Below are 20,893 nucleotides of genomic sequence, written 5' to 3'. Positions count from 1 at the left end.
ATGACTGAGCGAACCCCCGTCGATCTCTGGTTCGATCCCTTCTGCCCGTTCGCGTGGATGACCTCTCGCTGGTTGCTGGAGGTGGAGAAGGTGCGGTCGATCGAGCCGCGCTGGCACATCATGAGCCTCAACGTGCTGAACGAGGACAAAGACGTCCCGGAAAGCTATCGTGAGCTGATCGCCAAGGCCATCGGCCCGGTCCGGGTGGTCACCGCCGTGCAGGAGAAGTACGACTCCGAGACGGTCGGCCGCCTCTACACCGAGCTTGGCACCCGTTTGCACAACCAGGGCAGGGCCAAGGAGCTCGACAGGCTCCGCGAGACCGTCGAGGAGGCCCTGGAGGCCGCGGGGCTCGACCGCGCGTTCGCCGACGCGATGGACTCGACGGAGTTCGACGAGGCACTGCGCGCCTCGCACAACGACGGCATCGACCGGGTGGGCCAGGAGGTCGGCACCCCCGTGATCTCCGTCGAGGGCGTCGCCTTCTTCGGCCCGGTCATCTCGCCGGCCCCCAAGGGCGAGGAGGCGGGCAGGCTCTGGGACGGCGTGCGCCTGGTGGCGGGCACCGACGGTTTCTTCGAGCTCAAGCGCTCCAGGACCCGGCCGCCGATCTTCGACTGATCCGTTCCTCCCCGGTTTCCGCCCGCCGGTGCCGCCCGTCGCGCGCGACCGCGGCGGCCGGCCTCGCCGTGCCCACCCGCTGTGCTCCCGTACAAAGATCATCTCTGTACGGGAGCAGCGCCCCGCTCGCCCTCGCGTAACAACGGCACGCACGCCAGGATGAGGGCATGCGTCACCTTTATCTGAACGGAGCCTGGCAGGCGTCCGCGTCGGGCGAGAGCATCGACGTGGTCAATCCCGCGACCGAGGAGCTGATCGACAGGGTTCCCGCCGGGGCGCCCGCCGACGTCGAGGCCGCCGTGGCCGCCGCCCGCGCGGCCTTCCCCTCCTGGTCCGCGACGCTCCCCGCCGAGCGGGGCAGGATCCTCGCCGCGGCCGCCGACCTGATACGGGAGCGCTCCGACCAGATAGCCAGGATCATCGCCACGGACATGGGTGCCCCGTACGGCCTGGCGATGAGGGTGCAGACGCTGATGCCGGCCGGGGTGCTGGCCTCGTACGCCCAGCTGGCCGAGACCTACGACTTCGAGGGCGGGCAGGTCGGCAACTCCCGCGTCTTCAGGGAGCCGGTCGGGGTGGTCGCCGCCATCACCCCCTGGAACTATCCGCTCCACCAGGTCGTCTGCAAGGTGGGCGCCGCGCTCGCCGCGGGCTGCACGGTCGTGCTGAAGCCCAGCGAGGTGGCGCCGCTCGCGGCCTTCGCGCTCGCCGGGATCTTCGACGAGGTCGGACTGCCCGCCGGGGTCCTCAACATGGTCAGCGGCCACGGCCCGGTGGTGGGCGAGGCCCTGGCCACCCATCCCGACGTGGACATGGTGTCGTTCACCGGCTCCACCGGGGCCGGGCGCCGGGTCGCCGCGCTCGCGGCCGAGACGATCAAGCGGGTGGCCCTGGAACTCGGCGGCAAGTCCGCCAGCCTGATCCTGCCGGACGCCGACCTGAAGACGGCGGTCAAGGCGACGGTGGCCAACGCCTTCGTCAACTCCGGCCAGACCTGTTCGGCATGGACCCGCATGATCGTCCATCGCGACCGGTACGACGAGGCCGTCCGCCTCGCGGTCGAGGCCGCGGGGAGATACACCGTCGGCGACCCCTTCGACGAGGCGACCAGGCTCGGCCCCCTCGTGTCCGCGGCCCAGCGCGACCGGGTCGTCCGCTACATCAACCGCGGCCAGGAGGAGGGTGCCCGGCTGGTCGCCGGAGGCGCCGACCGGCCCCTGGAACGCGGCTTCTACGTCGAGCCCACGGTGTTCGCCGGGGTGGAGCCGGGGATGGTGATCGAGCAGGAGGAGATCTTCGGCCCGGTCCTCACGATCATCCCCTACCTCCGGGGTGAGGACGAGGCGGTCGACATCGCCAACGGCACGCCGTACGGCCTGGCGGGCGCGGTGTGGGCGGGCGACGAGCAGCGGGCCGTCGCGGTCGCCCGGCGGCTGCGCACCGGCCAGGTAGCGGTCAACGGCGGCCGGTTCAACCCGCGGGCGCCCTTCGGCGGTTACAAACAATCGGGCCTCGGCCGCGAGCTGGGCGAGTTCGGGCTCGAGGAGTATCTGGAGATCAAAGCCGTCCAGCTCTGACGGCCGCCCGGGGCGCAGGGGGATCAGGGGGCCTGGAGCAGGACCTTCCTCGCGGCCTCCCTGGCCAGCCTGTCCACGTAGAGCCTGCCGTCGAGGTGGTCGGTCTCGTGCTGGAAACAGCGGGCCAGCGTGCCGCGGGCCCTGATCCGGATCGGCCGCCCCAGCCGGTCAAGGCCGCTCACGGTGACCCCCGCGGCCCGGGGCGTCCTGGCGTAGATCGGGGTGCCGGTCCCGCGGTCGGGGACGGACAGGCAGCCCTCCTCGTCGAGGACCTCGGCGTCGTCGTCCACGGTCAGTTCCGGGTTGATCACATGGCCCTTGCGGTTGCTGCAGTCGTAGACGAAGATCCGCTTCGACACGCCGATCTGCGGACCGGCCAGGCCGACGCCCTGCGCGGCGTACATCACGGCGAACATCTCGTCGATCATGCGCCGCAGGTCGCGGTCGAAGTCGGTGATCGGCTCGGCGGGCGTGCGCAGGACAGGGTCACCGACCACTCGGATGTCACGCATGTGGGGGCTCTCTCTTGTAAGGGTTCCGGGAGTAGTGCGGCTGTTACTCTAGCCGGGGCCGGGTGGAGCCGCCCGCGTACACCTGCGAAACTGGGCGGGTGCGCGTCTATATCGGTGCCGACCATGCCGGCTATGAGCTCAAGAACCACGTCGTCTCCTGGCTGAAGGAGCACGGCCACGAGGTCGAGGACTGCGGTCCCTTCGTCTACGACGCGGAGGACGACTACCCGCCGTTCGTGCTGCGCGCGGCCGAGGGCGTCGTGGGCGACCCGGGCAGCCTGGGCGTCGTCATCGGCGGCTCGGGCAACGGCGAGCAGATCGCGGCCAACAAGGTGCGCGGCGTCCGCGCCGCCCTGGCCTGGAGCGAGGAGACCGCCAGGCTCGCCCGCGAGCACAACAACGCCAACGTGGTCAGCGTCGGCGCGCGGATGCACGAGCCGGAGGAGGCGATCCGGTTCGTCGAGACCTTCCTCGGCACCTCCTACTCCGGGGCCGAGCGGCACAACCGCAGGATCGCGCAGCTCACCTCGTACGAGACCATCGGCCAGCTCCCGCCGCTGCCGTAGTCCTCGTAGTCCTCACCGGTCGCGCTCGCGGGTCGCCGGCTCGCGGCGCGTCCCGTTGCGCGCGGGCTCCTTGCGGGGCGTCTCGTCACGCAGGGGGCGGCGGTCCGCGGCCTCCTGCTGCTCCTGCGACGGGCGTGAGACGTCTCGCGCCCGCATCGCGGTGATCGCGGTGATCTGCAAGCTCTGCAGTGCCATGCCCGCCACCATAACCCGCTCCGGCTCGCCCGGCGGCTCCCATCCGGCCCCGATCCTCCCCGGGCGAGCGGCTCCGGCCGCCGGGAGCGGCTGTGGCGGTCGCCGTTCTCGGAGGAGCCGTCAGAAGACCAGGCCGGCCCAGGGGGCGGGGCCCCAGGACATGGCCGCGGACAGCTCCCGCAGGGCCCCCGCACGCGACTCCCGCACCACGCCCGCCGCCAGCAGTGCCGCCAGCGGTCGCCCGCCCAGGTAGGCGGCGCCCAGCACGGAGACGGGCAGGGCCAGGTCGGCGGGGTCGTCCGAGGGGACGCAGCGGGCACCGGAGGTGTCGGCCGTCAGCCGCCAGCGGCGCGCGTTCCACGGGCACACGGTGTCCTCGACCTCGATCACCACGTCCACCGGCGCGCTGTAGCGGCGGGCGGTGAGGGCCCGGTCGACGTCCACGACGCGGACCCACAGGTCGTCCAGCCAGAGCGCGTGGAGTCGGCGCGGCTCGGCCAGCAGGTGGATCAGCGGGTCGTCCGAGGGGCGGCTCTGGGCGAAGACGTGCGAGACCAGGTCGCGGTCCAGGACGTGCCGCCAGAGCAGCGCGTAGGCGGCGGGGTCGAGGCCGAACAGCTCCTTGAGCCGCAGCTCGCCGGTGGGAAGGTCGTGGTCGTCGAAGGAGGCCTTGATCCTGAAGAGCGCGTAACCGCGCGGGCCGCCGTCGTCCTCGGCGACCACGGCGCGCAGCGGGCCGGCGCCGCCCTGGTCGGACTCCCGGTCGGTCAGCACCGTGTCCCAGCGCGCGGGCGGCCGGGCGTACAGTCCCGGACGCTCCTCGAACGCCGACTCGTAGATCTTCTCGAGGACGGACCTGGCGTCCGCGGGCCTGACGACGCGCAGCCGCAGGGCGGGGTCGACCGGGGCGTGCCGGGCGAAGGCCGCGTTCGCGGTGGGGATCCGGAAGACCATGCAGTCCGCGGCCCTGCCGTAGCCGTAGCGCCCGTAGATCGCGGCCTCGGCCGCGTAGAGCGCGGCGACGGCCTCGCCCCGCTCGTGGAGGTCGGACAGCTGGCGGGTCATCAGCGAGGAGAGGATGCCCCGGCGGCGGTGCGAGGGCAGCACGCCGACCGCGGTGACGCCGCCGACCGGGATCGGGCCGCCCGGTACGTTCATGCTGAAGCTGTACGTCGCGGCGGTGCCCACGAGCAGGTCGCCGTCGAACACGCCGAGCGAGCGGTCGAACTCGACGTTGCGCCTGAAGATCTCCTGCCGGTGTTCCGGGACGACGCTGCCGAACGCCTCCTCGTCCACGGTGTTCCAGGCGGACCATTCGGCTTCGCTGATCGGACGCAGGCTGAAAGTCATCTTCCAAACGGTAGTAGGGGACAAACGGTTCCGGCCATCTAATATCCCTGCTTAATGATCAAGGCATTGGTCAAGTGGGCTGCCCAAAGGGGGGATAGCCAGATACAGTCGAGCGCATCATGAGTTCTCGTCCGGTGCCGCTGCTTCCTCCGGCGCTCCGCGCGTTCCTGGTCCGCGTCCCTCTTCTCGTTCCCATCGTGCGCTTCCTGCGGCGCGGCCCCCTGGCGCGCGACCGGAACCTGCTCATCACCCTCATCCTGCTCACCCTGCTGATCGGCGGGCTGGCCGCGAGGGTCTCCATGGAGTGGTTCTCCCCGGCGCTCATGATCCCGATCACCCTCGTGGCGGGGCTCCAGCTCAGGCTGAACAGTCTCGCCAAGCTGCTGTGCGCGGTCGCGGTCTCCCTGGTCTACGTGGCCGTGGTGCGGGGGGTGGGATACATCGGCCCCGGCCTGCTGGTCACCTTCGGCTTCACCGCGGTGCTGGCCGCGCTGATGGCCCGCACCCGAGGCAAGCTCGGTGTGCAGGGCCTGCGTGGCGACGTGATGCTGCTGGAGCTGCGCGACCGCCTCAAGAGCCAGAGCGACCTGCCCCCGCTGCCCAAGGAGTGGGGCTCCAAGGTCGTTCTCAAGCAGGCCGGAGGCTCCTCCTTCGGCGGCGACTTCCTGGTCTCCATGCGCGAGGGCGACACGATGGAGCTCGCCCTGGTCGACGTGTCCGGCAAGGGCGTCGACGCGGGCACCAGGGCGCTGCTGCTGTCGGGCACCTTCGGCGGGCTGCTCGGCTCGGTCACCGACTTCCTGCCCGCCTGCAACACCTACCTGCACCGCCAGCGCGAGGCCGAGGGCTTCGTCACGGCGGTCCACCTCCGGCTCAACCTCGTGACGGGCGAGTACGTCATCACCTCGGCCGGTCACCCCCCGGTGGTCAAGTTCGAGTCGGGCACCGGGACGTGGCGGGTCTCCACGGCCAAGGGCGTCGTCCTCGGCGTCGTGCCCGACCTGCACTGCGAGGCCGACCAGGGGATGCTGCGCAAGGGCGACGCGCTCATGCTCTACACCGACGGCCTGATCGAGCAGCCGGGGCGCGACATCGACGCCGGCCTGGACCGCCTGCTGGGAGAGGCCGAGCGCCTGATGCCCTCGGGGTTCCGCGACGGCGCCCGCAACCTGGTCGCCTCCATGTCGTCGGGCCACAACGACGACTGCGCCCTCATCCTCATCTGGCGCCCCTGACCGGCCAGGCTCCTCTCGGCGGTCAGAGCCACCCGTGAACGGCCCGGCTCTTTCGGCGGTCAGAGCCACCCGGAGTCGCCGGCGATGCGTACGGCGTCGAGACGGTTGCGCGCCTGGGTCTTGCACATGATTCGCGACAGGTGGTTGCGGACCGTTCCCACGGAGAGGAACAGCTGGTCGGCGATCTCGCTGGGCCTGGCCCCCCGCGCGACCAGCCGGAGCACGTCGAGCTCCCGGCGGGTCAGGGGGTTCTCCGCCGATCTCAGCGCCGCCACCGCGAGCTCGGAGTCGACCGCGCGGCGGCCGGCCGCCACCTGGCGGACGCCGTCGGCCAGCTGCTCGGGGCCGACCTCCAGGCTCATGAACCCGAGCGCGTGGGCGGCGAAGGCCCGGCGGACCTGACCCGGGCTGGGGTCGCGCGACAGCAGGAGGACCCGGCAGCCGGGAGCCTCCTCGTGCAGCCGGAGCGCGGTGGTGAAGCCGCAGACGTCCGGCAGGCCGAGACCGATGACCGCCGTCTCCGGCGTGTGCCGCAGGACGGCGGGAAGCACGTCCTCGCCGGTGGACACGTCGGCCACCACCTCCATGTCGTTCTCGTTCTCCAGCGTCGCCACCAGCCCGCGCCGGACCAGGGGAAGATGCTCGGCAACCAGGATCCCGATCAAAACGCTCCTCTCTCTCGTCTCACCTCACCTCACCAAAGAGTGTTCGTGCGATCGCTGAATGTCAACGGAGTGCGTTCGATCGGCAAAGGGCGGGCAGGCGACCCGATCGGGAATGCCGCTTTCCGCGGCGGCGTGGGGGCCGGATACTTGGGCTAACCTCTTATGGGGCATTGTCGGTGAAACCGCGATGGGGGTATGAACCTGTGAGCTGGCTCTCCGTGGTCGGGGTCATCGTCTTTCTTGTGGGACTGATGGTGTCGATCGGGCTGCACGAGATCGGCCACCTGGTGCCGGCCAAGCTGTTCGGTGTCAAGGTCACCCAGTACATGGTCGGTTTCGGCCCGACGATGTGGTCGCGTCGCAAGGGCGACACCGAGTACGGCATCAAGTGGCTCCCGCTCGGCGGCTACATCCGCATGATCGGCATGCTGCCGCCCCGGCCCACCGACGCCCCTGGCAAGGTGCGCTCGGTCTCCACGGGCCCCTGGCAGGGCCTGATCGAGAACGCCCGCGACGTGGCCCTGGAGGACGTGCGGCCGGGCGACGAGGACCGGGTGTTCTACCGCAAGCCCTGGTGGCAGAAGGTCATCATCATGACCGGCGGCCCGGCGATGAACTTCGTGCTGGCGTTCGTCCTGTTCGGCATCGTGCTCATGGGGTTCGGCATCCCCACACAGAAGACCGAGATCGCCTCGATCCCGCAGTGCGTGAAGACCGCCGCCGACTACGCCAAGAACCCCGAGTGCACCGCGGCCGACAAGCCCAGCCCGGCGAGCGCGGCGGGGCTGAGGCCGGGGGACGTCATCGTGTCCGTGGCGGGCAGGCCCGCCGCGAGCTGGGACGCCGCGACGCGGGCCATCCGCGACCACGGCGCGGGTCCGATCGCGCTCGGCATCAGGCGGGCCGGTCAGGAGATGACCGTCAACGCCAGTCTCATCGCCCAGGACCGCGAGTCGCTGGACGAGCCGGGCAAGATCGAAAAGGGTGTCGGATACCTCGGGGTGAGCCCGAAGATCGTCATCGAGCAGCAGAGCCTCGGCGCCGTGGCCGCGCACATGGGGGATCTCACCTCGGCCACCGCCGCCTCGCTGCTCAGGTTCCCCGAGAAGATGGTGGGCGTCTGGCACGCCGCCTTCTCCGGTGACGAGCGCGACAGGAACGGCCCGATCGGTGTCATCGGCGTGAGCCGCATCGGCGGCGAGATCGCCGCCGCCTCGATCCCGCTGGAGAACAAGGTCGTCGTCTTCATCAACCTGCTGGCGGGCTTCAACCTGGCGATCGGCCTGTTCAATCTGATCCCGCTGCTTCCCCTGGACGGCGGCCACATCGCGGGCGGCCTGTGGGAGGGGCTCAAGCGCGGCTTCGCCCGCGTCGCCCGCCGCCCCACGCCCGGCCACGTCGACATCGCCAAGGCGCTTCCCCTCACCTACGCGATCGCCTTCCTGATGATCATCATGGCGGGCCTGCTGATGTACGCCGACCTGGTCAACCCGGTCCGCCTGTCCGGCTGACCGTCTCCCGTACGCGCCGGTCTCTCCGCCACCGGCCCGAGGGAGGGGCCGGGACGGCGGCGCACCCGCCCGCAGCGGCTAGGGTGGCGCCGTGAACGAGGGGACACCCGGAGCGGTGATCGACGTGGCCCTGTTCCGGCTGCGCCGGATCTGGTCGCGGCCACTGCGCGCGCGCAGGGCCGCCGAGCCGCGGCGGCCGGTGCACATGTCGAACGTGATGGTCGTGCACGCCGTGCACAAGCTGAGCCTGGACGTGCCCGAGGTGACCGTGGGCGCCGTCGCCGAGCAACTGGGCGTCGATCCGTCCACCGCCAGCAGGCTGGTCAACGACGCGGTCTGCGCGGGGTTCGTGGAGCGCGAGGAGTCAGCCGTGGACGCCAGGCGGGCCCGGCTCGTGCTGAGCGAGCGGGGCCGCCGCGTGCTGGAGGTGGTGGTCCGCCACCGGCGCACCTATCTGGACGGCCTGATGGCCGACTGGGACGAGCCGGACCGCGAGGCCTTCGCCCGGCTCCTCGGCCGTTTCGCCGAGGCCGCCATCGCCCGTCCGGCGAACCTGGCCAACCTCGACCAGGTGATCGCCGAGACCCTCGCGGAGATCCCCGCCCCGAGCTGACCGGGTCGTCCTCCCGGCAGCCCGGTTTCCGTGGGGGCTTCCGCCGCCGTGGACGCGTACGTCCCGGCCGGACGGCGCTACTCCCCGGCGACCCCGTCGATCCGCTGGCGGATGATGTCGGCGTGGCCGTTGTGCCGGGCGTACTCCTCGATCATGTGGATGAGGATCCAGCGCAGCGAGACGTCGTGGTCGTGGCGCTGCGCCTTGCCTATGGTGTCCATTGGAAGCCCGGCGGACACCTCGCGCGCGTACGCGACCTCGCCCCGCCAGCGGGCGAACGCCTGCTCCGCCGTGCTCGTCTCAAGGGTGTCGAAGTCGCCGTCGGGATCGTCGTCGGAGTAGTAGAACGGGGCGACGCCCTCGCCGTTGAGGACGTTGCGGAACCAGTTGCGCTCCACCTCGGCCAGGTGGCGGACCAGGCCCAGCAGGGAGAGCGTGGACGGCTCGGCGGAACGTATGCGGAGCTGCTCGTCCGAGAGCCCGGCGCACTTCACGGCCAGGGTCTCCCGGTGCCAGTCCAGCCAGGAGTGCAGCATGGTGCTCTCGTCGGCGATGAAGGCGGGGTCAACGCGGGTGTCGGTCATGACGTCCCATCCTGTCGTCACGAGGTGCCTCTGTCACATCCACATCTTTTCGCGGTGACCGTGGGAGGGGACATCCCGCCGGCGGTGAGCCGGAGCGCGCGCGTACACCTCGGTATATGTCTTTAGTCACCACGTTCTACAACAAGTGAGACTCGGCCCTATACCTGCCCTCAACAATCCCACCGAGGGCATATAGGCGAGTCCGCAGAGCAAAGTAGGCAATTCACCCCGCTGTGCCCCCGATCGGCCCGTCGTGACACCCGGGGCCGGACTAAGGAGGTGTCAATATTCGCCCGGGTCGATCGGTGGATTGGTGATGAAAATCTGGCACGCGACCAAAGGTTCGTCATCGGAGCATTCAGGTCGAGTGCGGCTTTTCCCTCTTCGATCCAGGTTATTTCCGCGATCGGTAATGGTTTCCCATCGGCCCGGGGCCGGTTCTCTCCCATGCCGGGTTCGCCACCATTCCGGGATTCGCCGGTGCCCGATTTACTGTGGAGGGGTTTCAGCGTTCGTCGTGACGACCTCCCGCGGTCGGTCACGCCGAAAAGTGATCGAGCTGGATGGATCCGGAAAGAAGGCGTTCCCAGGTGCGCGCGAATTCAGAGAAGATACTTGTCGTCGGGGCCGGGGTAAGCGGGTTGACCAGTGCGCTGTGCCTGGCCAGGGAAGGGTTCCGCGTCACCGTCGTCGCGGAGAGGTTCGCCCCCGACATCGTCTCGGTCGTCGCGGGCGCGCTGTGGGAGTGGCCACCCGCGGTGTGCGGTTACCACCACGACCAGATCTCGCTCGCCCGCTCCAAGGAGTGGTGCGTCACCTCGTACGAGATGTTCGAGAAGCTGGCTCGGGCCAAGGTGCCCGGGGTGGCCATGCGAAGATCCAACTTCTATTTCAAGCACCCCGTCGAGGAGAGTCCGCACGATCTCCACAAGATGCAGGAACTCGCGGGGAAGGTGCGCGGTTTCGTCCGCGACCGGTCGCTCGCCGAACGCAACGGCGTCAGTCCCGACTACGGCGTGGTCGACGCGTACTCGCACATGGCGCCCATGATCGACACCGATCAGTACATGGCGTGGCTGATGAGACAGGTCAAGGTCCACGGCGTGCGGGTCGAGCGGTACCGGGTCGAGGGACTGCTCGCCGAGCGGCGGGACGAGCTGCTCGACCGCTTCGACGCCGAGCTGATCGTCTGCTGCGCGGGTCTCGGCACCGCCGGGCTCCGCGGCATCGGCATGTACCCGCTGCGCGGCGCGCTGGTACGCGTCCGCAACGACGGGCTCCGCGGGCGCCGGATCCGCGAGGCTCACTGCGTCTCCCACGAAGAGGAGAACAAGGACGAGCAGGACATCGTCTTCATCGTGCCGCGCAATCCGGGACTCCTCGTTCTCGGGGGGCTGGCGGAAAAGGACGAGTGGGATACCGGAATCAATCTGGAGAACCACGCTCCCGTGCGGGAGATGTACGAGCGATGCCTCGCCTTCATGCCCGCGCTGCGACACGCCAGGCTGGATCCCGACGAGCCGGTACGGGTGGGGCTGCGGCCGTTCCGGAACGAGAACGTCTGCCTTGAGTGGGACGAGGAGGAACAGGTCGTCTACAACTTCGCGCACGGCGGAGCCGGATTCAGTTTCTCCTGGGGATGCGCCCAGGAGGCCGTCGGTCTGGTGCGCGCGGCGATAGAGGATCGCAAGTACTCGTATTCCTTCTAACGGATTTCGCCCGAGAGCGGATAGGCGTCAAAAAAATGCGGAGAACCATCAAATGTTTCCTGATCGCGAACTCGGCCCTCGTGCTCACCGCGTGCCTGCCATTCGGTGTCGTGAACACCGGTGTCATGTCGTCGCGGCATTCCGGGATGCCCGTTCCTCATGAGCGCTCTCCGGCACCCCGTCCCGAGCACACCCCGCTGTCACGGTTCCCCCTCCTGCGCCCCGGCGACAGGGGCGCCCAGGTGCAGGAGGTCCACCGGCGCCTCGACCGGCTGGGATTCGGGCCGGGAGACGTCGGCGACGAGTACAGTCCCGCGCTGCGCGCGGCCGTGTGGGCCTTCCAGAAGGCGAACGGGCTGCCGCCCACCGACCAGATCGACCCGCAGACCTGGCGGGCGCTCTCCCGTCCGGAGCGCCTGAGGCCGCTGGTGTCGTACGGGGAGCCCACCAGGGTGGAGATCGACCTGCGCCGCCAGCTGCTCACGGCGTGGCGGGACGGCGAGCCCGCACTGGTCTCCCACATCTCAACCGGTAACGGCGAGCACTACTGCAAGAAGGGCAACTGCGGGATCGCCGTCACCCCCACCGGCGACTTCCGCGCCTGGTTCAGGACGCCCGGATGGACCAGCGGGCCCCTGGGCGACCAGTTCTACACCATCTATTTCAACGAGGGCATCGGCTTCCACGGCTCGGAACGGGTCCCGCGGCATCCCGCGTCCCACGGGTGCATCCGGGTCCCACTCCACAACGCCAAAGCGCTCTACGACATGACCCCGACGGGCACCCCGGTCTACGTCCGCCGTCCGGAGGCTCCCAAGCCTCCCGAGCGCTCGAAGTCTCCCGACCGCTCCAGGCGTTCCGAGTCTCCCGGCCGCCCCGAGTCGCCTGTGCCGCCCGGGGCTCCCGCGTCCCCCGCGTCTTCCGGACAGGAGCCCGGTCCTCGTCGATGAAGTGGCCGTTCGCGGATCGGGCCACTTCTGCCGCACCGGTGGTTCAGAATCCGGCGAGGTGGTTCTTGAGCATGAGCGGGGGGCGTGCCGCGAGTAGGACGAGGACGCCCAGGAAGAACATCGGCCAGGCTCCGCCGCCCTGGACGGTGGCGGTGCCAAGGGCGGCGATCGCGCCACCCGCCCAGGCGACGAAGGCGAGCACGGGGAGGGCGGGCATGGCCCAGAGATTTCCGCCGTCCGGCGAGGATCGTACGCGCAAGGCGATCCACGCTGCCACGCCCCGGGTTCGGAGATCTTCGGCGGGCCACACGACGATGGGATACCCACCTTCGCGATAGTTGCGCGTCGCCCTTCGCCCCGTATCGTCCCCAGCAGTGATCCCGACTGCGCGGAGAAGGATCGGTATGACCGACGATGTGGTGCGACGCGTTTTCCGGACGGTCGACTCGTTCGACCCCGACGAGTTCGTGCGGTTGCTGGCCGAGGACGCCACGCTGGTGTTCGGCAACGCCGAGCCGATGACGGGACGTGAGGCCATCGCCGCCGGGCTGCGGGCGTTCTTCTCCACCATCGGCGGGCTGCGGCACCGGATCGTCAGGAACTGGCAGGTGGACGCCGACATCATCGCCGAGACCGAGGTGACCTACCGGCGGCTCGACGGCGAGGACGCCACCGTCGTGGCCGTGTCGATCTGGCGCACCCGCGACGACGGTCTGATCACGGACTACCGCATATTCGTCGACCTCGCCCCCGTCTACAGGGTCTAGGGCTCCGGTCGCGGCTTTCGTCAGGCGCACGCCGTCGTTCGCACGCCGTCGTTCGTTCGCGGGAGCCTCCTGGCCGCCGTGGATCCTGCCGAACTTCCGATTGCAAGAAATAAACTAATTAACGCAGAATTCATATCTAAACAGGAAAAAATGGGATAAATGGGGTCGCGGGCGAAGGGGTAGATCGTTAGGGTGTGGGGCGTGGCTGGAACGGGGGATCTTGGCCGTGTCTGTCGGTTCGGGCCCGGGGGCGCAGTGGCCCTCGACCGCCCACGTGAGAAAAACTCGTCAACCTGGAACACCGTGATCTTCATCGGTGGCGAAGACGGCTACGGCCGGTGGCGGCTCACCACTCCCGCCGCCGCGAGCCGACCGGCTGAACGGCTTTCCCGATCCCCTCACCTCCAGGTCCATCCGGGCTGAGGCGCTACCCGGATGTCCCCGTACGGCATCGCGTGAGCCGTACGGAGCCTTCCCGTCCGTGCGGCCTGTGCAGAGACGCCGGCGGACGTCCCCCTAGGAAAGGACCTCTCCTTTGTCGCGATCCATGCGGCTCTTACGTGCCCTGGTGACGGCCACCGTCGCCACGGCCGTCGTCTTCTCCTCCAACGCCGCCTATGCGGGCGGCCCGGCGAACACCCCCGCGGCGGCCGAACCCACTCCGCCGCCCAAGATCCCGGCAGCGGTCCGGAACAGCGTGGCCGACGGCCGGGTCGCCACCTTCTGGGTGCGCCTCGCCAAGCGGGCGGATCTCGGCACCGTGGCGGGGAAGCAGACCCGCGCGGGGCGGGCCACGGAGGTGATCCGCATCCGTAAGGAGGCGGCCGACTCCTCCCAGAAGCAGGTCATCGCCATCCTGCGCGCCGCCCACGCCGACTTCACGTCGTTCTGGATCTCCAACACGGTCAGGGTGACCGGCGACGGCGCGCTGCTGGAGCGGCTCGCCGCGTTGCCCGAGGTGGCGAAGATCGAGGCGGACGTCCCGGTCGTCATTCCGGAACCCATCGTGGCCCCACGGGCGCAGGCCACGGTGGACGGCGTCGAGTGGAACGTCGACAAGATCGGTGCCGACCAGGTGTGGAGCGAGTTCTCCGACCGCGGCCAGGGCATCGTGGTCGCCAACATCGACACCGGCGTCCAGTGGGACCACCCCGCCCTGCTCGGTCAGTACCGGGGCAACTCCGGCGGCAGCGTGAACCACAACTACGCCTGGTTCAACCCGGCGGGAGGGTGCCCCACGGCGGCGCCGTGCGACACCAACGGGCACGGCACGCACACGATGGGGACGATGGCCGGAGACGACGGCGGTACGAACAAGATCGGCGTCGCTCCCGGGGTGAAGTGGATCGCGGCCAAGGGGTGTGAGGGTGAGACCTGCTCGGCGGCCACCCTGCTGGCGGCCGGTCAGTGGATGCTGGCCCCCACCGACCTCGCCGGGCAGAACCCCAGGCCCGACCTCGCCCCCGACGTGGTGAACAACTCCTGGGGCAGCCCGGGATATTCGGAGTGGTACGCCGACGTCCTGTCCTCCTGGGTGCAGGCGGGCATCTTCCCGGCCTTCGGCATCGGCAACGACGGACCGGACTGCGGGACGGCGGGCTACCCAGGCGGGCTCATCCAGGCCTACAGCTCGGCGGCCTTCGACGTGAACGACGTGATCGCGCCGTTCTCCAGCCGGGGTGACGGCGCCTCCTACATCAAGCCGGACATCGCCGCCCCCGGGGTGAACGTGCGTTCCTCGGTACCCGGTGGCTACGCGAGCCACAGCGGAACCTCCATGGCCTCCCCGCACACGGCGGCGACGGTGGCCCTGATCTGGGCGGCGGTGCCGTCGTTGCGCGGCAACGTCGACGCGACCCGGGAAATCCTGGACTTCAGCGCCGTACCGAAGCCCGACACCTCCTGCGCCTCCGCCGGGACGGTGAACGAGGTCTGGGGGCACGGCAAGCTGGACGCCTACGCCGCCGTGGCGCGGGCCAGGTCGGGCGTCATCGCGCCGGGAACCGAACTCCCGGTGGTGATGGGCTACAACAGGACCCTGCCCGGCACCGACGGTCACTGGGGCTTCTACTCGGTCGACGACGATCCGGCCACCTACTGGGAGGTCCCGGCGTTCGTGAACTCGGTGTCGATCAACTACGCCTTCGACGGCGGCCGCCGCACGACGGACAAGGTGGTCGTGCAGCTCCCGGCCGGCGAGCCGGCCCGGACGCTGACGATGTCGGTCCAGGCGGCCTACCTGGGCACGGTGGACAACAACGTCACGGTGAGTCCGGCGCAGACCTACAGTTTCAACCCGGCCACCGGCAACAAGGTCACGATCACCTTCCCGCCGGTCCACGGGTGCTGCCTGTCGCTGAGCTTCCCGAACGGTCCCTGGACGCCGACCATCAAGATCGCTGAGGTGCAGGCGTTCTCCGCGGCCGGCAAGAACGCGGCCCTCGGCCGGCCGGTCCAGGGGACCGCACAGCCGGGGTACGGCACGGCGAACACGGTGGACGGCAACACCGCCACCTACTGGGAGAGCGCGAACAACGCCTTCCCGCAGTCCCTGACCGTGGATCTCGGCGCGATCTGCCAGATCTACCAGGTGGAGATGGCACTGCCGCCGTCGTGGGGTGCCCGCACCCAGACGCTGTCCATCGAGGGCAGCACGGACGGCGTCACCTACCGGCCGATCGTCGGATCACGGGCGTACGCCTTCACCCCGGCCTCGGGCAACGCCGTGGCGGCGAGCTTCAACATGGCCGCCGTACGGTACGTCCGGCTGGTGTTCACCGCCAACACCGCCTGGCCTGCGGGCCAGCTCTCGGAGCTACGGGTTCTCGCCTCCTGATCCCGTGATCCCGCCGGGCGCCCTCCACGACGTGAAGGGCGCCCGGACGCGTGAACCGCGCGGGTTTTCGTGGAGACTCCGATGTACCCCGGCTTTCGGTGGCAAAGGGTGCCGACCTGGTGCTCACCGCCCGAACGGGTTCGCCCAAGACGTGGTGCTGCGTACCCGTCCGCAGGAACCGATCGAGGTCACCCTTATCGCGATCTTGGTGAAGATCGGGTATTGGCCGCTCTCCAGTAGCTGATGGACGTGCGGGGAGCTCCGCGCCATCCATTCCGTCTCGGTGAGCCCGCTGCGGCGGATCTCCTCGGCCCAGGTGACCTCGTCGCGGGCGGTGCCCTCGATGTAGCCGTTCAGAATGGCCATCAGGCTGAGGTTCTCGTCGATGGAGACATGGGCGTCGGCCGGATCGGCGCAGGCCACGTCGCTAACCTCCGGGTAACCACGCACTTCGAAGTGCGTTCTTGTAGCAGGAACCGCGTCCGGTGAAGAGCGTGGCGCATGAATACGCAGCATGAACGCATCAGCATCCTCGGTCTGGGAGCCATGGGGCACGCGCTCGCGAGCGCGCTCCTCGAAGCCGGTCGCGAGGTGACGGTCTGGAACCGTACCCCCGGGAAAGCGGGTGAACTCGTTGCCCGCGGTGCGCGGGATGCCTTGAGCGTGGAAGAGGCGATCGAGGCGGGCGATCTGACGGTCGCGTGCCTGCTGGACGATGCCAGCGTCCGTGACACGCTCGCCCCGGTCGCGCGGCAGCTGACGGATGAGACGATAGTCAACCTGACCAGCGGCTCCGTACGGCAAGCGCGCGAGCTCGCCGGATGGCTGAAGGAGTCCGGGGCGCGTTTTCTCGCCGGCGGGATCATGGCTGTGCCTCCGACGGTGGGGACCGAGGGGGCCTTCATCCTCTACAGCGGTGCGCGTGACGTGTTCGACCGTATCGCCCCTGTGCTCGGCCCCATCGGTCTTCCTCATTGGGCGGGCGAGGACCCAGGGTTCGCGGCGCTGTATGACATGGCCGCGCTGAGCGGCATGTACGGCATGGGCGCCGGAGCGGACCATGCGGTGGCATTGGTCCACGCGGAAGGCGGGAACGTGGAGACGTTCAAGCGCGAGGTGCTACGCCCGTGGATGGAGCAGATGCTCGCCATCACGGTCGACGGCGCCGACGTGAGCGAATCCGTCCCGGACGAGTACAACCCTGCGATGCAGGCGACCGGCCTGGAGAACATCCTCTCCGCCTCCGGGGAGGCGGGTGTGCCCGCGGATCTCGCCGGACACCTGCGCGCCTCACTGTGGCGGATGCGGCGCGCCGTCGCCGCCGGCTGAACCCGCACCGGGCATCCACGAGTAGGGCGGGGCGTCCCGGCTATCATGAGGCGGATGCGCAACCCGCCCTACATCTGTGCCCTCGACGCCGCGATGGACGTCGTCGAAGGCAAGGGAAAGCGCTGATCCTCTGGGCGCTGGATGAGCGGCTCCATCGGTTCGGCGAGTTGCGCCGCAGCCTCCCTGGCATCAGCGAGAAGGTGCTCGCCCAGCAGCTACGCGAGCTCGAGGCGGACGGGATCGTCCGGCGGACCGTGTTGGAGGAGACACCGCCCCGGGTCGAGTACGAGCTGACCGACGAAGGCGTTGCGCTCTACGCGGCGCTCGGCACTCTGGGGGAGTGGGGGGAGCGCCGCATGCGCAAGCTCGATATCGTCCCCACCCACGGCAACGAGTAGGCCGGGGCCTAAGAGGTCGGCTACAAGACCGCGGCCCGGGCTGCGGAGATCCTGGCGCTGAACGTCGCGGAACTCGGCCTGGAGCACCGGCGCGCCCCCGTCCGGTCCAAGGGCGGCGCCGTCGAATGGGTGTACTGGGACACCGGCACCGCCCACCTACTGCCCCACGCTGTCCCGCCTGCTCCGGCTCCCCCACGGCGAGGCCCGCTGTTCCCGTCCGAAGCCGCGACCTGGGCGGCGGTGAGGCTGCTGACCCCATGAGCGCGGCGAGGCCGAAGTGTTCACGCCTTCGGTGCCGCCGTTGTGGTACGGCGGGGTCAGGGCCGCGCGGACGGCATCGCGGTCCTGGTCAAGGTTGGTGGCGTTCCAGCGCGCCGGGGAGCTGTTCGCGGAAGGTCTGGTGGCAGCCGTATGCCGGGCAGACCAGGCGGCGAATCCGCGCCACCACCAGAACACGGAGGGCGTCGATGGGGACATCGGCCACGCTCCGCTCGTGATAGCCGTGCACGCGCGCCGTCTCGGCCCCGCAACCTGGGCAGGCGACCAACCTGAGAGCGTTGGTGGACAAGACCGTCGACCATGCGGCGGCATAGCCGCCGCTCGACGTCACCGGCCGGTCGGCACTCAACGGCTCCGTGCCGCGCGCGGGGCTGCGGGGACCGGTTCCCAGGGAGTTCTCAGGCGAAGTTTGTAGCATTTTCAACTGAAATTTATGAGTATGGGAAAATGGAGCGCGTGCCGCAGGAGGCCGATGCGGTCGAGGCTCGGGGAGTCGCGACCGGGCCTGCCCGGCGGTTCGTCGCCGGGGGCGGCGCGCTTGTCGCCGTGGCGCTGCTCGCGTACTGGCTGGGGGGCGGCGGCGGGAACGGCGAGGAGGCCGCGCCCAGGCCGAGCGCGACGCCGACGCCGAGTGCGACGCTCACGGTGCCCGACGTCTTCAAGAGGGTCGGGCCGTCGGTGGTGGTCATCCAGGCGGGGAAATCGCTCGGGACCGGGGTGATCGCGGCCGAGGACGGGACGATCCTGACGGCGCACCACGTCGTCGAAGACACCTCGAACAAAGGCGCCGAGGACGTCACCGTGACGTTCGCCGACGGCACCAGGACGAAGGCCGTCGTCGCGTCGTCGAATCCCAAGCTCGACGTCGCGACCCTCACGCCCGCGAAGCTGCCGGAGATCGTCGTCCCGGCGACGCTCGGCGGCGCCGCGACCGTGGGCGCGCCCGTCGTGGCGATCGGCAATCCGCTGGGCCTGACCTACAGCGTCTCCACCGGCGTCGTGTCGGGCCTGAACCGGACCGCCAAGGACGGCGACCTGAACGGGCTCATCCAGTTCGACGCCTCCGCGAACCCGGGCAGCTCCGGCGGTCCCCTCCTGGACGCTCGCGGCCTGGTCATCGGGATCGTCGTCTCGATCGCCGACCCGGGAGGCGACGAGGCGTTCGCCGGCATCGCGTTCGCGGTGCCGATCGGCGCGGCCCTGGGCGGTGGCGAAGGCGACGGGCCGCCGGGCGACGGGCCCCAGATCTGACCGAAGCGTCACGAGAAGGAACACCATATGACCTCGACCAAGTCCTCCGAGTCGGCCCATCCGCTCGAACATGTGCTGTTCGAGGTCAAACGCACGATCGTCGGGCAGGACGTCCTGCTGGAGCGCATGGCCGTCGCGTTGATCGCCGACGGCCACCTGCTCGTCGAGGGCGTGCCGGGCCTGGCCAAGACGCTCGCGGTGAGGTCGCTGGCCGCCACGATCGCCGGGAGTTTCCAGCGCGTCCAGTTCACCCCCGACCTGGTGCCGGCCGACCTCGTGGGCACGCGGGTCTACCACCAGCACTCCGGGGAGTTCAGAACCGAGCTTGGCCCGGTGTTCGCGAACCTGCTGCTGGCCGACGAGATCAACCGCGCCCCCGCCAAGGTGCAGAGCGCCCTGCTGGAGGTGATGCAGGAACATCAGGTGACGATCGGCCGTGAGACGTTCCGGGTGCCCGAGCCGTTCCTGGTCATGGCGACGGAGAACCCGATCGAGTCGGAGGGTACCTACCCGCTGCCCGAGGCGCAGGTCGACCGTTTCATGATGAAGGTGGTCGTCGACTATCCGACGCAGGCCGAAGAGCAGGCGATCGTCGGACGAGCGCTGCGTCCGCCCGAGCCGCCGCGGCCGATGGTGACGGCCGAGGACCTGATCGCGATGCGGGCCCGCGCTCAGCAGGTGTACGTCGATCCGGCGATCGTCGACTACGCGGTACGGCTGGTCTCGGTGACGCGTTCCCCCGCGACGGCCGGGCTCGGCGAGCTGGAACGGTATGTCACCTACGGGGCGAGCCCGCGGGCGTCCATCGCGCTCGTCACGGGCGCCCGGGCGCTGGCGTTCCTGCGCGGTCGCAACTACGTCCTGCCGCACGACCTGTCCGAGCTCGCGCTCGACGTGCTGCGCCACCGCCTCGTGCTGTCCTACGAGGCCCTCGCGGACGACGTCGACGCCGACACGATCATCACCAGGGTGCTCGGGGCCGTCCGGGCGCCCGACGTCGTCCTGCAGAACCGCTGAGCTGTCATGGCCACCGCCCCCGACAGGCTCATGCTCCGCCTGGAGTGGAAGGTCGTCCGCAGGCTCGACGGCCGGCTCCAGGGCGCCCATCGCACCGCGCACCGCGGCTCCGGGATCGACTTCACCGGGTTACGCGCCTACGGCGACGGCGACGACGCCCGGCACATCGACTGGAACGTGACCGCACGGCTGGACGAGCCGCACCTGCGGGTGTTCACCGAGGACCGCGAGCTGACGGTGTGGCTCGTCCTCGACCGGTCGGCGTCGATGGCGGCCGGCCGGCCGGGGCGCGGCAAGCACGACGTACTCGCCGAACTCGCGCTCGTCCTCGCCCGGCTGTTCGGCCGGGGCGGCAACCGCGTCGGCGCCCTGCTGTTCGACACCGGGACGCTGCGCGTCGTGCCGCCCGGCACCTCCCGGCGGCACGCGCTGCGGATCGGCGCCGAGCTGGAACGCACCTCTGGGGCGCGCGGCGGCACCACCACCGACCTGGCGGAGATGCTCGACGCGGCCGGACGGCTCGCGCGCCGCCGCGCGCTCGTCGTCGTGCTGTCGGACTTCATCGGCGACGGCGACTGGGAGCGCTCGCTCCAGCGCCTGGCCCGGCGGCACGAGGTGGTCGCCCTGCGGATCGTGGACACGGCCGACGACGTGCTGCCCGAAGCCGGGCTGATCGTGGTCGAGGACGCCGAGACCGGCGAGCAGCTCGTCGTCGACTCCGCCGACCCGCTGTTGCGGGTCCGCTTCCGCGCCGCCGTCGACGCCCGCGACGCCAAGCTCGAGGCGGGCATGCGCCGGGCCGGGGTGCCCGTCCACCGCATCGACACCGACCGCGATCTGGCCGAGGCGCTCGTCGAGGTCGTCGCCCGAACCGGGGACCGGTCGCCATGACCGAGCCCGCCGAGGTCGTCAACGGACACATGAGGCC

22 protein-coding genes and 1 pseudogene are annotated in these 20,893 nt (G+C 70.0%); 15 read left to right on the top strand and 8 right to left on the bottom strand.

Annotated features, from left to right (window positions below; all coding sequences use genetic code 11):
- A complete protein-coding gene (locus OG587_RS42270) occupies positions 1-621 on the top strand; it encodes a mycothiol-dependent nitroreductase Rv2466c family protein (RefSeq protein WP_329084472.1) in 621 nt (206 codons plus the stop codon).
- Positions 622-788: 167 nt separating this feature from the next.
- Positions 789-2,198, top strand: a complete 1,410-nt coding sequence (locus OG587_RS42265; RefSeq protein ID WP_329084471.1) for an aldehyde dehydrogenase family protein — start codon at positions 789-791, stop codon at positions 2,196-2,198.
- Between the two features lie 23 nt (positions 2,199-2,221).
- Here the strand turns inward: OG587_RS42265 and def are convergent, their stop codons facing one another.
- Positions 2,222-2,710, bottom strand: a complete 489-nt coding sequence (def, locus tag OG587_RS42260) for a peptide deformylase (RefSeq protein ID WP_329084470.1) — start codon at positions 2,708-2,710, stop codon at positions 2,222-2,224.
- 98 nt (positions 2,711-2,808) lie between these two features.
- Between def and OG587_RS42255 the strand changes: the two genes are divergently transcribed.
- Complete coding sequence (locus OG587_RS42255) at positions 2,809-3,276, top strand: ribose-5-phosphate isomerase (RefSeq protein WP_329084469.1); 468 nt, start codon at positions 2,809-2,811, stop codon at positions 3,274-3,276.
- 12 nt (positions 3,277-3,288) lie between these two features.
- Here OG587_RS42255 and OG587_RS42250 read toward each other — a convergent pair whose 3' ends face one another.
- Positions 3,289-3,471, bottom strand: a complete 183-nt coding sequence (locus tag OG587_RS42250) for a hypothetical protein (protein WP_329084468.1) — start codon at positions 3,469-3,471, stop codon at positions 3,289-3,291.
- 120 nt (positions 3,472-3,591) lie between these two features.
- Positions 3,592-4,821: a GNAT family N-acetyltransferase gene (locus tag OG587_RS42245; RefSeq protein ID WP_329084467.1), complete on the bottom strand. Its 1,230-nt coding sequence runs from the start codon at positions 4,819-4,821 to the stop codon at positions 3,592-3,594.
- 119 nt (positions 4,822-4,940) lie between these two features.
- Here OG587_RS42245 and OG587_RS42240 point away from each other — a divergent pair, with 119 nt between their 5' ends.
- A complete protein-coding gene (locus tag OG587_RS42240; RefSeq protein WP_329084466.1) occupies positions 4,941-6,056 on the top strand; it encodes a PP2C family protein-serine/threonine phosphatase in 1,116 nt (371 codons plus the stop codon).
- A 59-nt stretch (positions 6,057-6,115) separates the two neighbouring features.
- Here OG587_RS42240 and OG587_RS42235 read toward each other — a convergent pair whose 3' ends face one another.
- Positions 6,116-6,721 carry a response regulator transcription factor gene (locus OG587_RS42235; RefSeq protein WP_329084465.1) on the bottom strand — a complete coding sequence of 202 codons (606 nt, stop codon included), beginning with the start codon at positions 6,719-6,721 and terminating at the stop codon, positions 6,116-6,118.
- Between the two features lie 203 nt (positions 6,722-6,924).
- Between OG587_RS42235 and OG587_RS42230 the strand changes: the two genes are divergently transcribed.
- Entirely contained in the window at positions 6,925-8,232 is a 1,308-nt protein-coding gene (locus OG587_RS42230; RefSeq protein ID WP_329084464.1) for a M50 family metallopeptidase, read from the top strand.
- A 91-nt stretch (positions 8,233-8,323) separates the two neighbouring features.
- Complete coding sequence (locus OG587_RS42225; protein ID WP_329084463.1) at positions 8,324-8,845, top strand: MarR family winged helix-turn-helix transcriptional regulator; 522 nt, start codon at positions 8,324-8,326, stop codon at positions 8,843-8,845.
- A 77-nt stretch (positions 8,846-8,922) separates the two neighbouring features.
- Here the strand turns inward: OG587_RS42225 and OG587_RS42220 are convergent, their stop codons facing one another.
- Positions 8,923-9,429 (bottom strand): DinB family protein, encoded by a 507-nt coding sequence (locus tag OG587_RS42220; RefSeq protein ID WP_329084462.1) that lies wholly within the window; start codon positions 9,427-9,429, stop codon positions 8,923-8,925.
- A gap of 563 nt (positions 9,430-9,992) precedes the next feature.
- On the opposite strand from OG587_RS42220, the gene OG587_RS42215 reads away from it, so the two are divergent.
- The gene (locus OG587_RS42215) at positions 9,993-11,138 is read left to right on the top strand and encodes an FAD-dependent oxidoreductase (protein WP_329084461.1); all 1,146 of its coding nucleotides are present in this window, start codon (positions 9,993-9,995) and stop codon (positions 11,136-11,138) included.
- A gap of 146 nt (positions 11,139-11,284) precedes the next feature.
- On the top strand, positions 11,285-12,088 hold the full coding sequence (locus tag OG587_RS42210) for a L,D-transpeptidase family protein (RefSeq protein WP_329084460.1): 804 nt from the start codon (positions 11,285-11,287) through the stop codon (positions 12,086-12,088).
- A 43-nt stretch (positions 12,089-12,131) separates the two neighbouring features.
- Here the strand turns inward: OG587_RS42210 and OG587_RS42205 are convergent, their stop codons facing one another.
- Positions 12,132-12,305, bottom strand: a complete 174-nt coding sequence (locus OG587_RS42205) for a hypothetical protein (protein ID WP_329084458.1) — start codon at positions 12,303-12,305, stop codon at positions 12,132-12,134.
- Positions 12,306-12,492: 187 nt separating this feature from the next.
- Between OG587_RS42205 and OG587_RS42200 the strand changes: the two genes are divergently transcribed.
- A complete protein-coding gene (locus OG587_RS42200) occupies positions 12,493-12,855 on the top strand; it encodes a nuclear transport factor 2 family protein (protein WP_329084457.1) in 363 nt (120 codons plus the stop codon).
- Between the two features lie 535 nt (positions 12,856-13,390).
- Positions 13,391-15,691: a S8 family serine peptidase gene (locus OG587_RS42195; protein ID WP_329084456.1), complete on the top strand. Its 2,301-nt coding sequence runs from the start codon at positions 13,391-13,393 to the stop codon at positions 15,689-15,691.
- A 123-nt stretch (positions 15,692-15,814) separates the two neighbouring features.
- On the opposite strand, the gene OG587_RS42190 is transcribed toward OG587_RS42195, so the two are convergent.
- Entirely contained in the window at positions 15,815-16,114 is a 300-nt protein-coding gene (locus tag OG587_RS42190; RefSeq protein WP_329084455.1) for a hypothetical protein, read from the bottom strand.
- Between the two features lie 78 nt (positions 16,115-16,192).
- Here OG587_RS42190 and OG587_RS42185 point away from each other — a divergent pair, with 78 nt between their 5' ends.
- Both OG587_RS42185 and OG587_RS42180 read left to right on the top strand, forming a co-directional pair.
- Entirely contained in the window at positions 16,193-17,020 is an 828-nt protein-coding gene (locus OG587_RS42185) for an NAD(P)-dependent oxidoreductase (RefSeq protein WP_329084454.1), read from the top strand.
- Positions 16,987-17,418: a winged helix-turn-helix transcriptional regulator gene (locus OG587_RS42180; RefSeq protein WP_329084453.1), complete on the top strand. Its 432-nt coding sequence runs from the start codon at positions 16,987-16,989 to the stop codon at positions 17,416-17,418. Before OG587_RS42185 ends, OG587_RS42180 begins: the two co-directional genes overlap by 34 nt.
- A 355-nt stretch (positions 17,419-17,773) precedes the next feature.
- Here OG587_RS42180 and OG587_RS42175 read toward each other — a convergent pair.
- Positions 17,774-17,956: pseudogene (locus OG587_RS42175) on the bottom strand (transposase family protein); the annotation flags it as partial.
- Positions 17,957-18,144: 188 nt separating this feature from the next.
- Here OG587_RS42175 and OG587_RS42170 point away from each other — a divergent pair.
- From OG587_RS42170 to OG587_RS42160, 3 genes are read left to right on the top strand one after another with little or no spacing between them, the layout of a single operon-like run.
- A complete protein-coding gene (locus OG587_RS42170) occupies positions 18,145-18,948 on the top strand; it encodes a S1C family serine protease (protein WP_329084452.1) in 804 nt (267 codons plus the stop codon).
- A gap of 27 nt (positions 18,949-18,975) precedes the next feature.
- Positions 18,976-19,965, top strand: coding sequence for an AAA family ATPase (locus OG587_RS42165; RefSeq protein ID WP_329084451.1), 990 nt, complete (start codon positions 18,976-18,978; stop codon positions 19,963-19,965).
- 6 nt (positions 19,966-19,971) lie between these two features.
- The gene (locus OG587_RS42160; protein ID WP_329084450.1) at positions 19,972-20,856 is read left to right on the top strand and encodes a DUF58 domain-containing protein; all 885 of its coding nucleotides are present in this window, start codon (positions 19,972-19,974) and stop codon (positions 20,854-20,856) included.
- The last annotated feature ends 37 nt before the right edge of the window (positions 20,857-20,893 follow it).

Source organism: Streptosporangium sp. NBC_01469, from assembly GCF_036227305.1.
GTDB lineage: Bacteria > Actinomycetota > Actinomycetes > Streptosporangiales > Streptosporangiaceae > Streptosporangium.
The sequence above is the reverse complement of the archived record's forward strand: the minus strand, read 5'-3'. Positions and strand labels throughout refer to the sequence as shown.

Coding starts and splice junctions, on each gene's coding strand:
- OG587_RS42270 (WP_329084472.1), top strand. CDS start 1: ATGACTGAGCGAACCCCCGTCGATCTCTGGTTCGATCCCTTCTGCCCG.
- OG587_RS42265 (WP_329084471.1), top strand. CDS start 789: ATGCGTCACCTTTATCTGAACGGAGCCTGGCAGGCGTCCGCGTCGGGC.
- def (WP_329084470.1), bottom strand. CDS start 2,710: ATGCGTGACATCCGAGTGGTCGGTGACCCTGTCCTGCGCACGCCCGCC.
- OG587_RS42250 (WP_329084468.1), bottom strand. CDS start 3,471: ATGGCACTGCAGAGCTTGCAGATCACCGCGATCACCGCGATGCGGGCG.
- OG587_RS42245 (WP_329084467.1), bottom strand. CDS start 4,821: ATGACTTTCAGCCTGCGTCCGATCAGCGAAGCCGAATGGTCCGCCTGG.
- OG587_RS42240 (WP_329084466.1), top strand. CDS start 4,941: ATGAGTTCTCGTCCGGTGCCGCTGCTTCCTCCGGCGCTCCGCGCGTTC.
- OG587_RS42220 (WP_329084462.1), bottom strand. CDS start 9,429: ATGACCGACACCCGCGTTGACCCCGCCTTCATCGCCGACGAGAGCACC.
- OG587_RS42215 (WP_329084461.1), top strand. CDS start 9,993: ATGGATCCGGAAAGAAGGCGTTCCCAGGTGCGCGCGAATTCAGAGAAG.
- OG587_RS42210 (WP_329084460.1), top strand. CDS start 11,285: ATGCCCGTTCCTCATGAGCGCTCTCCGGCACCCCGTCCCGAGCACACC.
- OG587_RS42205 (WP_329084458.1), bottom strand. CDS start 12,305: ATGCCCGCCCTCCCCGTGCTCGCCTTCGTCGCCTGGGCGGGTGGCGCG.
- OG587_RS42200 (WP_329084457.1), top strand. CDS start 12,493: ATGACCGACGATGTGGTGCGACGCGTTTTCCGGACGGTCGACTCGTTC.
- OG587_RS42185 (WP_329084454.1), top strand. CDS start 16,193: ATGAATACGCAGCATGAACGCATCAGCATCCTCGGTCTGGGAGCCATG.
- OG587_RS42170 (WP_329084452.1), top strand. CDS start 18,145: ATGGAGCGCGTGCCGCAGGAGGCCGATGCGGTCGAGGCTCGGGGAGTC.
- OG587_RS42165 (WP_329084451.1), top strand. CDS start 18,976: ATGACCTCGACCAAGTCCTCCGAGTCGGCCCATCCGCTCGAACATGTG.
- OG587_RS42160 (WP_329084450.1), top strand. CDS start 19,972: ATGGCCACCGCCCCCGACAGGCTCATGCTCCGCCTGGAGTGGAAGGTC.